At 37.2% G+C, this 14,258-nt stretch carries 14 protein-coding genes and 1 other annotated feature; all 14 genes read left to right on the forward strand.

From position 1 onward, the window contains the following. The first annotated feature begins 3 nt into the window (after positions 1-3). The 14 genes from sigH (at position 4) to rpsG (ending at position 14,240) form a co-directional block, all read left to right on the forward strand. Complete coding sequence (gene sigH, locus MHI39_RS00595) at positions 4-723, forward strand: RNA polymerase sporulation sigma factor SigH (protein ID WP_235813404.1); 720 nt, start codon at positions 4-6, stop codon at positions 721-723. A 122-nt stretch (positions 724-845) separates the two neighbouring features. Then, positions 846-995 carry a 50S ribosomal protein L33 gene (gene rpmG / locus MHI39_RS00600; protein WP_071976252.1) on the forward strand — a complete coding sequence of 50 codons (150 nt, stop codon included), beginning with the start codon at positions 846-848 and terminating at the stop codon, positions 993-995. A 79-nt stretch (positions 996-1,074) separates the two neighbouring features. Further along, entirely contained in the window at positions 1,075-1,254 is a 180-nt protein-coding gene (gene secE / locus MHI39_RS00605; RefSeq protein ID WP_071976253.1) for a preprotein translocase subunit SecE, read from the forward strand. 163 nt (positions 1,255-1,417) lie between these two features. Continuing rightward, positions 1,418-1,951 carry a transcription termination/antitermination protein NusG gene (nusG, locus tag MHI39_RS00610; RefSeq protein ID WP_058005951.1) on the forward strand — a complete coding sequence of 178 codons (534 nt, stop codon included), beginning with the start codon at positions 1,418-1,420 and terminating at the stop codon, positions 1,949-1,951. A 179-nt stretch (positions 1,952-2,130) separates the two neighbouring features. Then, positions 2,131-2,556, forward strand: coding sequence for a 50S ribosomal protein L11 (rplK, locus tag MHI39_RS00615; protein WP_058005952.1), 426 nt, complete (start codon positions 2,131-2,133; stop codon positions 2,554-2,556). A gap of 118 nt (positions 2,557-2,674) precedes the next feature. After that, positions 2,675-3,376 carry a 50S ribosomal protein L1 gene (gene rplA, locus MHI39_RS00620; protein WP_058005953.1) on the forward strand — a complete coding sequence of 234 codons (702 nt, stop codon included), beginning with the start codon at positions 2,675-2,677 and terminating at the stop codon, positions 3,374-3,376. Positions 3,377-3,419: 43 nt separating this feature from the next. Further along, positions 3,420-3,567 (forward strand) — a sequence feature (ribosomal protein L10 leader region). 36 nt (positions 3,568-3,603) lie between these two features. Then, on the forward strand, positions 3,604-4,104 hold the full coding sequence (gene rplJ / locus MHI39_RS00625; protein WP_058005954.1) for a 50S ribosomal protein L10: 501 nt from the start codon (positions 3,604-3,606) through the stop codon (positions 4,102-4,104). Between the two features lie 83 nt (positions 4,105-4,187). Continuing rightward, the gene (gene rplL / locus MHI39_RS00630) at positions 4,188-4,556 is read left to right on the forward strand and encodes a 50S ribosomal protein L7/L12 (RefSeq protein ID WP_213083995.1); all 369 of its coding nucleotides are present in this window, start codon (positions 4,188-4,190) and stop codon (positions 4,554-4,556) included. 113 nt (positions 4,557-4,669) lie between these two features. Next, on the forward strand, positions 4,670-5,272 hold the full coding sequence (locus MHI39_RS00635; protein WP_071976254.1) for a class I SAM-dependent methyltransferase: 603 nt from the start codon (positions 4,670-4,672) through the stop codon (positions 5,270-5,272). A gap of 248 nt (positions 5,273-5,520) precedes the next feature. After that, complete coding sequence (gene rpoB, locus MHI39_RS00640; protein WP_058005957.1) at positions 5,521-9,078, forward strand: DNA-directed RNA polymerase subunit beta; 3,558 nt, start codon at positions 5,521-5,523, stop codon at positions 9,076-9,078. A gap of 151 nt (positions 9,079-9,229) precedes the next feature. After that, positions 9,230-12,823 carry a DNA-directed RNA polymerase subunit beta' gene (gene rpoC, locus MHI39_RS00645; protein WP_058005958.1) on the forward strand — a complete coding sequence of 1,198 codons (3,594 nt, stop codon included), beginning with the start codon at positions 9,230-9,232 and terminating at the stop codon, positions 12,821-12,823. 134 nt (positions 12,824-12,957) lie between these two features. Beyond that, complete coding sequence (locus tag MHI39_RS00650; RefSeq protein ID WP_058005959.1) at positions 12,958-13,206, forward strand: 50S ribosomal protein L7ae-like protein; 249 nt, start codon at positions 12,958-12,960, stop codon at positions 13,204-13,206. A gap of 103 nt (positions 13,207-13,309) precedes the next feature. Further along, on the forward strand, positions 13,310-13,729 hold the full coding sequence (gene rpsL, locus MHI39_RS00655) for a 30S ribosomal protein S12 (protein ID WP_058005960.1): 420 nt from the start codon (positions 13,310-13,312) through the stop codon (positions 13,727-13,729). Between the two features lie 40 nt (positions 13,730-13,769). Then, on the forward strand, positions 13,770-14,240 hold the full coding sequence (gene rpsG / locus MHI39_RS00660) for a 30S ribosomal protein S7 (RefSeq protein WP_058005961.1): 471 nt from the start codon (positions 13,770-13,772) through the stop codon (positions 14,238-14,240). Positions 14,241-14,258 lie beyond the last annotated feature (18 nt).

Genomic DNA, 14,258 nt, shown 5'->3' on the forward strand with positions numbered 1-14,258 from the left:
GTATTGACGCTTGAAAATTCTGTAATGTATAATATTTCTATCTATTGCTTCCGAGCGGTCAGGGGGATTTATGTGAACCTAAATGTTGAGGTAACACATAATGAAAATTATGTGATGATGGAAGATGAGCAATTGATTGAATTAGTCCATAAAGGTGATAGTGAAGCATTGGATTTTCTTATCCAGAAATACCGTAACTTCGTACGTGCAAAGGCACGATCATATTTTTTGGTCGGAGCTGATAAGGAAGATATTGTTCAAGAAGGTATGATTGGTCTGTATAAGGCCATCCGTGATTACAAGGAGGACAAGCTTACTTCGTTTAAAGCGTTTGCAGAGTTATGTATCATCCGCCAAATTATTACTGCAATTAAAACAGCCACCCGTCAGAAGCATATTCCACTGAACTCGTATGTTTCTCTTGATAAACCTATTTATGATGAGGAATCTGATCGAACATTAATGGATGTCATTTCAGGTGCAAAGATCATGAATCCTGAAGAACTTATTATTAATCGTGAAAAGTATGGAAACATAGAAGGGAAAATTTCAGAATTACTTAGTGACTTGGAGAGAAAAGTATTAGCACTTTATTTAGATGGGCAATCCTACCAGGAAATCTCTGAAGAATTAAATCGCCATGTGAAATCCATAGATAATGCACTTCAAAGGGTTAAACGAAAGCTAGAGCGTTATTTAGAAATACGTGAATTTAGTTCGTAGACAAAACCTTTTATTGACAAATCTAGATTTTGCGTGTTACTTTTTAACAAGTAAGATAGCGATAATGAGGAATTTTTTATATTAACATAAAATTATGTTAACCTATAATAGTAGGTGTAAATATGCAGAAAAAAATAGTGTTAGCCTGTTCAAAATGCGGATCGAGAAATTACTCGACCTTTCATAATAAAGAAACAAATACTGAACGGTTAGAGGTCAAAAAATTTTGTAAATATTGTAATGCCCATACGGAACATCGAGAAACAAAATAGTATTATTTATAAATATAAATAGAACGAATTACTAGATTATTAATTAAAGATTCATCCTATCATGATGGAGGTTTCAAACATGTCTATTGCGAAATTCTTTCGAAATGTAGCATCAGAAATGAGGAAGGTTAGCTGGCCAAAGAAAAAGGAGTTAACGAATTACACAGTAACAGTAGTTACAACAGTTGTCTTTCTTGCTGTCTTTTTTATGGTCGTCGATCTAGGAATATCTTCACTCATTAAGTTAATTTTGAAGTAAATATATAGATTTTAAACTTTGTATTGAATAACTTATAACAATGCATGGTATAATGAATTTAAATAAATGTATTTCTTAGCCCGGTTAACGGGTTTTTTCGTTTTGGAAAAAAATACTTATTATATAATTAGTTGGGGAGGGACGGACATTTAAGTCCTCGTGAATGGAAAAGAATTGGTATGTTGTTCATACGTATTCGGGTTATGAAAATAAAGTAAAAGCAAACCTAGAGAAGCGTGTTGAATCGATGGGTATGCAAGATAAAATTTTTAGAGTGGTTGTTCCAGAGGAAGAAGAAACAGAAATAAAAAATGGTAAGAAAAAAGTGTTAAAGCGTAAAGTTTTCCCAGGATATGTTCTTGTTGAGATCATTATGACCGATGATTCATGGTATGTTGTTCGAAATACACCTGGGGTTACAGGCTTTGTAGGATCAGCGGGATCTGGTTCTAAACCGACTCCATTATTACCAGAAGAAGTTAAGGTTATTCTGAAACATATGGGTATGGATGAAAAACGCATAGATATAGATTTTGAAGTTGGTGAATCAGTTACTGTAAAAGAAGGACCATTTGCTAACTTTACTGGTAAAATTGAGGAAATTGATCGTGACAAAGGTAGAGCGAAAGTTATGGTCAATATGTTTGGTAGAGAGACTCCGGTTGATCTTGTTTTTACACAAATTGATAAAATATAAATTGAAACAACTTGATATTTGTTTTTAAAAATGGTAACATTCTTTAGGTCAGTATGTTCTCAAAAAAGAGAAACTGAACAAAATATATCTATCTTTATGATAAATAAAGATTTTTTTAAATGATGAGTGGGAGGGAAATTCCCTATTACCACATCACGGACTTTAAGGAGGTGTGTCTCGTGGCTAAAAAAGTAGTGAAGATTGTAAAATTACAAATTCCTGCTGGTAAAGCAAACCCAGCTCCACCGGTTGGTCCTGCACTTGGTCAAGCTGGTGTTAATATCATGGGATTCTGTAAGGAGTTTAATGCTCGTACTGCAGACCAAGCTGGTTTAATTATCCCTGTTGAAATTACGGTATTTGAAGACCGTTCATTTACATTTATCACAAAAACCCCACCTGCTGCGGTTTTACTTAAAAAAGCAGCTGGAATCGAATCTGGTTCTGGTGAGCCTAACCGCAAAAAGGTAGCGACTGTTAAGCGTGACAAAGTACGTGAAATCGCTGAAACAAAAATGCCTGACCTAAACGCAGCTAGCGTTGAAGCAGCTATGCGCATGGTTGAAGGTACTGCACGCAGCATGGGTATCACAATCGAAGATTAATCCATGCAAACAAATGGTTTTTCGTCCGACGGGGTTGCGATGCTAAAAGATACTTGCTCGCAACCTTTATTCGTGGGAGGTAAATCCGCTAAAACCACATTCGAGGAGGAAAATTAGAATGGCTAAAAAAGGTAAAAAATATGTTGAAGCTTTAAAATTAGTTGATCGCACAAAAGCTTACTCTGTTAATGAAGCGATCGAACTAGTAAAGAAAACTAGTTTTGCAAAGTTTGATGCTACTGTTGAAGTTGCATTTCGTCTTGGAGTAGATCCTAAGAAAGCGGACCAACAAATCCGTGGCGCAGTTGTACTTCCTAACGGAACTGGTAAAACTCAACGCGTATTAGTATTTGCAAAAGGTGAAAAAGCGAAAGAAGCAGAAGCAGCTGGCGCAGATTATGTTGGAGATAGCGAATATATCAACAAAATCAACCAAGGTTGGTTTGAGTTTGATGTTATCGTTGCAACTCCTGACATGATGGGTGAAGTTGGTAAATTAGGTCGTGTTCTTGGACCAAAAGGTTTAATGCCAAACCCTAAAACTGGAACAGTTACATTTGATGTAACAAAAGCAATTAATGAAATCAAAGCTGGTAAAGTTGAATACCGTGTTGAAAAAGCTGGTAATATCCATGTTCCAATCGGTAAAGTATCATTTGATACTGATAAATTAGTTGAAAACTTTACAACAATCTTTGATACTCTATTAAAAGTAAAACCAGCAGCTGCAAAAGGTACTTACATGAAAAACATCTCAGTTACTTCAACAATGGGACCTGGTGTAAGAGTTGACGGTTCATCATTTGTTGTAAAAAACTAAGTTGACTTTATAGATTATCCTTGTTATAATAAACGCTGTGTTTAATTAAATAACATTTGTACCGTAGACAGTAGGTGCTTGTAAAAGCTTAATTTCCTACCGAGGTAATGCATTTATAAATTATAGTTTTCGTGACTATTGCATTAAACCTCCATGTCTACTTTGGGATATGGAGGTTTTCATATTTCGGTATAAGTGTTCATCTAGAATTCTTAGGAGGTGTAAAGATGAGCAGTGCAATTGATCAAAAGAAACAAGTCGTAGAAGAAATCGCTGAAAAGTTAAAATCAAGCGTATCTACAGTAATCGTTGACTACCGTGGATTAAATGTTGCAGAAGTAACTGAACTTCGTAAACAACTTCGTGAAGCAGGAATCGAGTTCAAAGTTTACAAAAACACATTAACTCGCCGTGCTGCAGAAATGGCTGAATTAACTGGTTTAGATGAGTCATTAACTGGCCCTAACGCAATCGCATTCAGTACAGAAGATGTTGTTGCACCAGCGAAAATCCTAAACGATTTCGCTAAAAAGAATGAGGCTCTAGAAATTAAAGCAGGTGTGATTGAAGGAAATACAGCAACTGTTGAAGAAATTAAAGCTCTTGCTGAACTACCTTCTCGCGAAGGCTTACTTTCTATGTTGCTTAGCGTTCTTCAAGCACCAATCCGCAACTTGGCTCTTGCTACAAAAGCTGTTGCAGATCAAAAAGAAGAACAAGGTGCTTAATAGCTGTTTTATAGCTTAAATATAGCAAACTTGATACAAATTACTTTACTATAAAATAATTATTGAAAAATTAGGAGGATATCATAATGACTAAAGAACAAATCATTGAAGCTGTCAAAGAAATGACAGTTCTTGAATTAAATGACCTTGTTAAAGCTATCGAAGAAGAATTTGGTGTAACTGCTGCTGCTCCTGTAGCTGTTGTAGGTGGAGCTGCTGGTGGCGATGCTGCTGCAGAAAAAACTGAATTTGATGTTGTACTTGCTAATGCTGGTGCTCAAAAAATCAAAGTTATTAAAGTTGTTCGCGAAATCACAGGTCTTGGCCTTAAAGAAGCGAAAGAAGTTGTTGACAACGCTCCAAAATCTCTTAAAGAAGGCGTTGCTAAAGAAGAAGCTGAAGAAATCAAAGCTAAACTTGAAGAAGTTGGAGCTAGCGTAGAAGTTAAGTAATCATCACGATTAAAAAAGCTCGCTGTTTAAGGCGAGCTTTTTTTGTCTATTTTAGTAGTAATTGGTTAAAGACGGTAATAATCAGTTAGTTTTTTTTAAAAGGATGAGATAGGATGAACAATCATTACTATTCGCGAAATCCAGAAATTGAAAGTAGTCCGCTTTATTGGAATTTTACTCTTCGTGGTCACAACTTCGCATTTAAATCTGATCAAGGCGTTTTTTCGAAAAAAGAAGTTGATTACGGTTCTAGATTTTTAATCGATCAATTCGTGCCTCCGGAAATTAGTGGTCCATTTCTTGATGTTGGATGCGGTTATGGTCCTATCGGTCTTGCTTTGGCAAAGATATCGCAGGATCGCATTGTCCACATGGTTGATGTTAATCAACGTGCACTTGAACTTGCAGAAGAAAATGCGCTGCATAACCAGATTTCAAATATTAAGGTATATGAAAGTGATCGATTTGAAAGTGTTCAAGAACGTGAATTTGCAGCCATAATTACTAATCCACCAATTCGTGCCGGTAAAAAGATTGTACATGATATTCTGGAAAATAGTTTTTACCATTTAAAACAACAAGGTGAATTATGGGTTGTTATTCAAAAGAAGCAAGGTGCTCCATCTGCGAAGGATAAATTAGAGGAAATTTTCAATGAAGTAGAGATTGTAGGAAAAAATAAAGGATATTATATTTTAAAGGCTAAAAAATCTTGACGTCTATTAAACCATGTGGTAGCATTATAAAATGCCAATATGATATTTTCTATAATTATATTCAAAATCATTATGTCAAGTATATTTTTTGGTTATTATGGAAAATACTTATAAAATAATAGCTCGTCATGTGAAAAATGTGGTTTTTATAGAAAACCCTTTTTCTTTTTGTCTTATGTTCAGCTTGGTTGTCCTGACTTAAGATATAATAAACGCAACCAAAACGCTTGATTTGAGGGGTGAATCAGTTGACAGGTCAACTTGTTCAGTATGGACGACACCGCCAACGCAGAAGTTTTGCGCGTATTAGCGAAGTTCTAGAATTACCAAATCTTATTGAAATTCAAACCTCTTCGTATCAATGGTTTCTTGATGAGGGTTTGAGAGAAATGTTCCAGGACATTTCACCTATTGAAGATTTCGCTGGAAATCTATCTTTAGAATTTATTGATTACAGTCTTGGTGAGCCAAAGTACTCTGTTGAAGAGTGTAAAGAGCGTGATGTTACTTATTCCGCTTCCCTTCGAGTGAAGGTTCGTTTGGTGAACAAAGAGACTGGAGAAGTAAAAGATCAAGATGTATTTATGGGTGATTTCCCATTAATGACCGAAACAGGTACATTTATTATTAATGGGGCAGAGCGTGTTATTGTATCACAGCTTGTTCGATCACCGAGTGTGTATTTTAATGGAAAAATGGATAAAAACGGGAAGCAAGGTTTTGCTGCCACAGTTATTCCAAATCGCGGAGCATGGCTTGAATATGAAACGGATGCTAAAGATGTAGTATACGTTCGTATCGATCGCACAAGAAAATTACCAGTTACGGTTCTTTTACGTGCGCTAGGGTTCGGCTCTGATCAAGAAATCATCGATTTATTAGGGGATAACGAGTTTATTCGTAATACCCTTGAAAAGGATAATACGGAAAGTACGGAAAAGGCGCTTTTAGAAATCTATGAACGTCTACGTCCTGGTGAACCACCTACAGTGGAGAATGCAAAAAGTTTATTAATTTCACGTTTCTTTGACCCAAAACGTTATGATTTAGCAAACGTTGGGCGTTACAAAATTAATAAAAAATTGCATTTGAAAAATCGCCTTTTTGGACAGAGATTGGCAGAAACATTAGCTGATCCTGAAACTGGTGAAATTATTGCTGAGGCAGGTACTACACTTGACCGTCGTACTTTAGATAAAATTTTGCCTAGTTTAGAAAATGGAACAGGCTTTAAAGTATACCCACAAGTTGGTGGAGTTGTTGAAGATGATATCGTTCTTCAATCTATTAAGATTTACGCACCAATTGATGATGGGGAAAAAGTGATAAATGTACTAGGAAATGCTTATATTGACGAAAGTGTAAAAAATATTACACCTGCAGATATTATTTCGTCTATTAGCTATTTCTTTAATTTATTACATGGTGTAGGTGACACGGATGATATCGATCATTTAGGTAACCGTCGCTTACGCTCTGTTGGTGAATTATTACAAAATCAATTCCGTATTGGGTTATCTCGTATGGAAAGAGTTGTTCGTGAAAGAATGTCTATTCAAGATATTAACACGATCACTCCACAGCAATTAATTAATATTCGCCCTGTTATTGCAGCTATTAAAGAGTTCTTTGGTAGTTCACAGCTTTCACAATTCATGGATCAAACGAATCCACTTGCAGAATTAACTCATAAACGAAGATTGTCTGCACTTGGACCTGGTGGTTTAACACGTGAACGTGCTGGAATGGAAGTTCGTGACGTTCACTATTCTCACTATGGTCGTATGTGTCCAATTGAAACGCCTGAGGGACCGAATATTGGGTTAATTAACTCGTTATCATCATATGCGAAAGTCAATCGTTTTGGATTTATCGAAACTCCATATCGTCGTGTTGACCCTGAAACAGGGAAATTAACCGATCATATTGATTATTTGACTGCAGATGAAGAGGATAATTATGTAGTTGCACAGGCGAATTCTCGTATTGCAGAGGATGGATCCTTCGCGGATGAGGAAGTAATTGCTCGTTTTAGAGGGGAAAATACAGCTGTTAAACGGGAAAGAATCGACTATATGGACGTTTCTCCTAAGCAAGTAGTTTCTGCTGCTACAGCATGTATTCCATTCTTAGAGAACGATGACTCAAACCGTGCACTCATGGGAGCGAACATGCAACGTCAGGCTGTTCCACTTATGCAACCGGAATCTCCAATTGTAGGTACCGGTATGGAGCATGTATCTGCAAAGGACTCTGGTGCAGCTGTTATTTGTAAACATGATGGTATTGTTGAACATGTTGAAGCTAGAGAAATCTGGGTTCGTCGTGTGAAAGATGTTGATGGTCAACAAGTAAAAGGTGACCTAGATAAATATCGCTTACAGAAGTTTATTCGTTCAAACCAAGGTACTTGTTATAACCAACGCCCGATTGTTAGTGTGGGAGACCATGTGACAAAAGGTGAAGTTCTTGGTGATGGACCGTCTATGGAAAAGGCTGAATTAGCATTAGGTCGTAATGTTCTTGTAGCATTTATGACTTGGGATGGCTATAACTATGAAGATGCGATCATCATGAGCGAAAGACTTGTAAAAGATGATGTCTATACTTCTATTCATATTGAAGAATATGAGTCAGAAGCCCGTGATACAAAACTTGGACCAGAAGAAATGACAAGAGATATTCCGAATGTTGGGGAAGATGCTCTTCGTAACTTAGATGAACGTGGAATTATCCGAATTGGTGCTGAAGTAAAAGATGGTGATCTTCTTGTTGGTAAAGTTACTCCTAAGGGTGTCACGGAATTAACGGCTGAAGAACGTTTATTACATGCCATTTTTGGTGAAAAAGCACGTGAAGTTCGTGATACTTCATTACGTGTACCGCATGGTGGCGGTGGGATTGTTCTTGATGTTAAAGTCTTTAATCGTGAAGATGGTGACGAACTTCCACCAGGAGTAAACCAATTGGTACGTGTTTATATTGTTCAAAAGCGTAAAATTCATCAAGGTGATAAAATGGCTGGACGCCATGGTAATAAAGGGGTTATCTCTCGTATTCTTCCGGAAGAGGATATGCCGTTTTTACCTGATGGTACACCAGTAGATATCATGTTAAACCCATTAGGGGTTCCTTCACGTATGAACATCGGTCAAGTACTTGAATTGCATTTAGGTATGGCTGCTAGATATTTAGGTATTCATGTAGCTACACCAGTATTTGACGGTGCGACAGAGGAAGATGTATGGGATACGATTGAAGAAGCAGGTATGGCAAGTGACGCGAAAACGATTCTTTATGATGGTCGAACAGGTGAACCGTTTGATAATCGTGTTTCTGTTGGTATCATGTATATGATTAAATTAGCACACATGGTAGATGACAAGTTACATGCTCGTTCTACTGGACCTTATTCACTTGTCACACAACAACCACTTGGTGGTAAAGCACAATTTGGTGGACAACGTTTTGGAGAAATGGAAGTTTGGGCGCTTGAAGCATATGGAGCTGCCTATACATTACAAGAGATCCTTACTGTTAAATCAGATGATGTTGTTGGTCGTGTGAAAACATATGAAGCCATTGTGAAGGGTGAAAATGTTCCAGAACCTGGAGTTCCTGAATCATTTAAAGTGTTGATTAAGGAATTACAAAGTTTAGGAATGGACGTAAAAATTCTTTCTAGTGATGATCAAGAAATTGAAATGCGTGATTTAGAGGATGAAGATGATGTCAATCAAGCAGATACTCTAAATATTGCACCAGAATCTAAAGAAGAATCAGAAATCGTTGCGTCAAAGGAATAGTCCTTTAAAATAAATAAGTTAAAAAATCGAATATATTTGTTGCTCTAGCGCCAAGCCCCTTAGGTTTCGTCTCATGGAGGCAGGCCAATGACAGTTTGGCGCTAGTGCCTTTTTCGGGTATAACCTGTAGACTGAAAGGGAGGTAGGCCCCTTGATAGATGTTAATAATTTTGAGTATATGAAAATTGGTCTTGCTTCACCAGATAAAATCCGTTCTTGGTCATTTGGAGAAGTGAAAAAACCAGAAACCATTAACTATAGAACGTTAAAGCCGGAAAAAGACGGTCTATTTTGTGAGCGTATTTTCGGTCCTCAAAAGGATTGGGAATGTCACTGTGGTAAATATAAGCGTGTTAGATATAAAGGTGTAGTATGTGATCGTTGTGGAGTAGAGGTAACTCGTTCAAAGGTTCGTCGTGAACGTATGGGTCATATTGAACTTGCTGCTCCTGTATCACATATTTGGTATTTCAAAGGAATTCCAAGCCGTATGGGGCTTGTATTAGATATGTCTCCTCGTGCATTAGAAGAAGTAATTTACTTTGCATCTTATGTTGTAACGGAAACAGGAGATACACCTCTTGAGAAGAAACAATTGTTATCTGAAAAGGAATATCGTGCATATCGTGAAAAATATGGTACTAAGTTCCAAGCATCAATGGGAGCCGAAGCAGTAAAAAAACTTCTGCAGGATATTGATGTAAATAAAGAAGTAGATTCTTTAAAAGAAGAACTTAAAACAGCACAAGGCCAACGTCGTACAAGAGCAATTAAACGACTAGAGGTTTTAGAAGCATTTCGTCATTCTGGAAATGAGCCTGATTGGATGATTCTTGATGTTCTACCTGTCATTCCTCCAGAATTAAGACCAATGGTTCAATTAGAAGGTGGCCGTTTTGCTACATCTGATTTAAACGATTTATACCGTCGTGTTATAAACCGGAATAACCGATTAAAACGACTTTTAGATCTTGGTGCACCTAGCATCATCGTTCAAAATGAAAAACGTATGCTTCAAGAAGCAGTAGATGCTTTAATCGATAATGGACGTCGTGGTCGTCCTGTTACAGGACCTGGTAACCGTCCATTGAAATCTCTTTCACATATGTTGAAAGGGAAACAAGGACGTTTCCGTCAAAACCTTCTTGGTAAACGTGTTGACTATTCTGGTCGTTCTGTAATTGTTGTAGGACCGAATTTAAAAATGTATCAATGTGGTCTTCCAAAAGAAATGGCTATCGAATTATTTAAGCCATTTGTTATGAAAGAACTTGTTGAAAAAGGGTTAGCACACAATATTAAGAGTGCGAAGAGAAAAATTGAACGTCTTCAACCAGAAGTTTGGGATGTTTTAGAAGAGGTTATTAGAGAGCATCCAGTTCTATTAAACCGTGCCCCAACATTGCATAGATTAGGTATTCAAGCTTTTGAACCAACACTTGTTGAAGGACGTGCAATTCGTTTGCATCCACTTGTATGTACTGCCTATAACGCAGACTTCGATGGGGACCAAATGGCTGTCCACGTTCCTCTTTCAGCAGAAGCTCAAGCTGAAGCTCGTCTATTGATGTTGGCAGCTCAAAATATCTTGAACCCTAAAGATGGTAAGCCAGTAGTTACTCCATCACAGGATATGGTATTAGGTAACTATTACTTAACTTTAGAACGTGAAGGTGCTGTTGGTGAAGGTAAAATTTTCAAAGATATTAATGAAGCCCTTCTTGCTTATCAAAACGGTTATGTTCATTTGCATACACGTATTGCTGTACATGCAAGTTCGGTTAACAACCAAACGTTTACAGAAGAGCAAAAGACAAAGCTACTTATTACTACAGTTGGTAAATTAATTTTCAATGAAATATTACCAGAATCATTCCCGTACATGAATGAACCAACAAAGACAAATTTAGAAGAAAAAACTCCTGAAAAGTACTTTGTTGATACTGATACAAACGTTAAGGAACATATTAGTAAACAACCTATTATTAAACCGTTTATTAAGAAATTCCTTGGAAATATAATTGCTGAGGTCTTTAAACGATTCCAAATCACTGAAACATCAAAAATGCTTGACCGCATGAAGGATTTAGGATTTAAATACTCAACTAAAGCTGGTATTACGGTTGGGGTAGCAGATATTGTTGTATTAGGTGAAAAAGAGCAGATTCTGCATGAAGCTCAAGGGAAAGTTGATAATGTTATGAAACAATTCCGCCGTGGCTTGATCACAGAAGAGGAGCGCTATGACCGTGTAATCTCTATCTGGAGTGCTGCGAAGGATACAATTCAAGGTAAGTTAATGGAATCATTGGATAAACGAAATCCGATCTTCATGATGAGTGATTCCGGTGCCCGTGGTAACGCATCAAACTTTACCCAACTAGCAGGTATGCGTGGGCTGATGGCCAACCCAGCTGGTCGTATTATTGAGTTACCAATTAAATCAAGTTTCCGTGAAGGTCTAACGGTATTGGAATACTTTATTTCAACGCACGGTGCTCGTAAAGGTCTTGCAGATACAGCGTTAAAAACAGCCGATTCTGGTTACTTAACACGTCGTCTTGTAGACGTTGCTCAGGATGTAATTGTTCGTGAAGATGATTGTGGTACTGACAGAGGACTACTTGTTGGTTCATTAAAAGAAGGTACAGAAATTATTGAAACGTTAGAAGAACGTCTAATTGGTCGATATGCAAGAAAAGCAATCAAACATCCTGAAACAGGTCAAGTGATTGTTCCGGAAAACGGTTTGATTACGGAAGACTTATCAAAAGATGTTGTAAATGCAGGAATCGAAGAAGTATGGATTCGTTCAGCCTTTACATGTAATACAAGACATGGTGTATGTAAAAAATGTTATGGCCGCAACTTAGCAACTGGTCAAGAGGTTGAAGTAGGTGAGGCAGTTGGTATTATCGCTGCTCAATCAATCGGGGAACCTGGAACACAGTTAACAATGCGTACATTCCATACTGGTGGGGTTGCCGGAGATGATATCACTCAAGGTTTACCTCGTATTCAAGAATTATTTGAAGCGAGAAATCCGAAAGGTCAATCTGTCATTTCAGAAATTGATGGTGTGGTAACAGCCATTAATGAAGGTAGAGACCGTCAGCAAGAAATTGTTGTTCAAGGTGAAGTTGAATCGCGCACATATCACGCACCATATACATCACGCTTGAAAGTTGCAATAGACAGTAGAGTAGAACGAGGACAAGAATTAACAGAAGGATCTATTGATCCGAAAGAGCTATTAAAAGTTCGTGATGTAAATTCTGTTCAAGAATACTTACTTAAAGAAGTACAAAAGGTTTATCGTATGCAAGGGGTAGAAATTGGAGATAAACATATCGAAGTAATGGTACGTCAAATGCTTCGTAAAGTTCGTGTAAACAATGCCGGAGATACGGATGTATTACCTGGTTCATTATTAGATATTCACCAATTCACTGATGCAAATGAGAAGGCCATTTTAGAAGGGAAGCTTCCTGCAACAGGTCGTCCAGTTTTATTAGGGATTACAAAAGCATCCCTTGAAACAGATTCCTTCTTATCTGCTGCTTCCTTCCAAGAAACTACACGTGTCTTAACAGATGCTGCTATTAAAGGAAAACGCGATGAGCTTCTAGGATTAAAGGAAAATGTTATTATCGGTAAACTAGTTCCTGCGGGAACAGGAATGCAACGTTATCGTAAAGCGGAACCACATATTCCTGTTGTTGAAGAAGAAGTAACAGTAGAATAAATATGAAGCCGGTATTTATTACCGGCTCATATATCATTTTTATTTTTAATAACGTGTTGACATTAATAATTGAAAATGGTACTATATTCAAGGTGCTTCAATCATAAACCCTGTTACTTTGGAGGATATGAAAAATGTCTTATGAAAAAGTATTGCAGGCGAAACAAGTGATTGTGGGAACAAAACAAACAGTTAAAGCTCTAAAAACTGCGAACGTGGATGAACTAATTATTGCAAAGGATGCTGATCCTATTGTAATTGAAAAGGTAGTTCAGGTTGCTAATGATATGAATATACCGATTAATCAAGTAGATTCTATGAAGAAGCTTGGTAAGGTATGTGGAATAGAAGTTGGGGCTGCTGCTGTTGCAGTTATTTATTAAAACTGTTTTTGCAGATAAATATCCTGCAAAAACTTTGTTTTTGCTTTAAAATGAACCACCTGGATGTGTGGGCTTAAACAAAATTGGAAGGGAGGATATTCAAATGCCTACTATTAATCAGTTAGTACGTAAACCTCGTAAATCAAAAATCACAAAGTCTAAGTCTCCAGCACTTAACAAAGGCTATAACAGCTTCAAAAAAGTGAATACAGACTTATCTTCACCACAAAAACGTGGTGTTTGTACTCGTGTTGGTACAATGACTCCAAAGAAACCGAACTCAGCGTTACGTAAATATGCTCGTGTTCGTTTAACAAACGGTATTGAGGTTACAGCATACATTCCTGGTATTGGTCACAATTTACAAGAACACAGCGTTGTATTAATTCGCGGTGGACGTGTAAAAGACTTACCAGGGGTACGTTATCATATTGTTCGTGGTGCTCTTGATACTGCGGGTGTTGATAGCCGTAGACAAGGACGTTCAAAATATGGTACTAAGCGTCCAAAAGAGAAAAAATAATTTAACACAAATATAACCCTTTCTGAAAGGAGGAAATACAATGCCACGTAAAGGCCCTGTTGCAAAAAGAGACGTATTACCGGATCCGATGTATAATTCAAAATTAGTTACTCGTTTAATTAACAAAATGATGGTAGACGGTAAGAGAGGTAAGTCTCAAACAATTCTTTACTCATCATTTGATATTATTCGTGAACGTACAGGAAAAGATCCAATGGAAGTGTTTGATCAAGCACTTAAAAACATCATGCCTGTTCTTGAAGTAAGAGCACGTCGTGTAGGTGGTGCTAACTATCAAGTTCCTGTAGAAGTTCGTCCTGAACGTCGTACTACTTTAGGTCTTCGTTGGTTAGTAAACTATGCTCGTCTTCGTGGAGAAAAAACGATGGAAGAGCGTTTAGCTAACGAAATCCTTGATGCAGCAAACAACACTGGTGCTGCGGTTAAGAAACGTGAAGATACTCATAAGATGGCGGAAGCAAACAAAGCGTTTGCTCACTATCGTTGGTAATCTAACCTTCATTTTCAA

It is taken from the genome of Heyndrickxia sp. FSL K6-6286, from assembly GCF_038630395.1.
Taxonomy (GTDB): Bacteria; Bacillota; Bacilli; order Bacillales; family Bacillaceae_C; genus Heyndrickxia; species Heyndrickxia oleronia.

Coding starts and splice junctions, on each gene's coding strand:
- rplA (WP_058005953.1), top strand. CDS start 2,675: ATGGCTAAAAAAGGTAAAAAATATGTTGAAGCTTTAAAATTAGTTGAT.
- rplJ (WP_058005954.1), top strand. CDS start 3,604: ATGAGCAGTGCAATTGATCAAAAGAAACAAGTCGTAGAAGAAATCGCT.
- secE (WP_071976253.1), top strand. CDS start 1,075: ATGTCTATTGCGAAATTCTTTCGAAATGTAGCATCAGAAATGAGGAAG.
- rpsL (WP_058005960.1), top strand. CDS start 13,310: ATGCCTACTATTAATCAGTTAGTACGTAAACCTCGTAAATCAAAAATC.
- MHI39_RS00650 (WP_058005959.1), top strand. CDS start 12,958: ATGTCTTATGAAAAAGTATTGCAGGCGAAACAAGTGATTGTGGGAACA.
- rpsG (WP_058005961.1), top strand. CDS start 13,770: ATGCCACGTAAAGGCCCTGTTGCAAAAAGAGACGTATTACCGGATCCG.
- nusG (WP_058005951.1), top strand. CDS start 1,418: ATGGAAAAGAATTGGTATGTTGTTCATACGTATTCGGGTTATGAAAAT.
- rpmG (WP_071976252.1), top strand. CDS start 846: ATGCAGAAAAAAATAGTGTTAGCCTGTTCAAAATGCGGATCGAGAAAT.
- MHI39_RS00635 (WP_071976254.1), top strand. CDS start 4,670: ATGAACAATCATTACTATTCGCGAAATCCAGAAATTGAAAGTAGTCCG.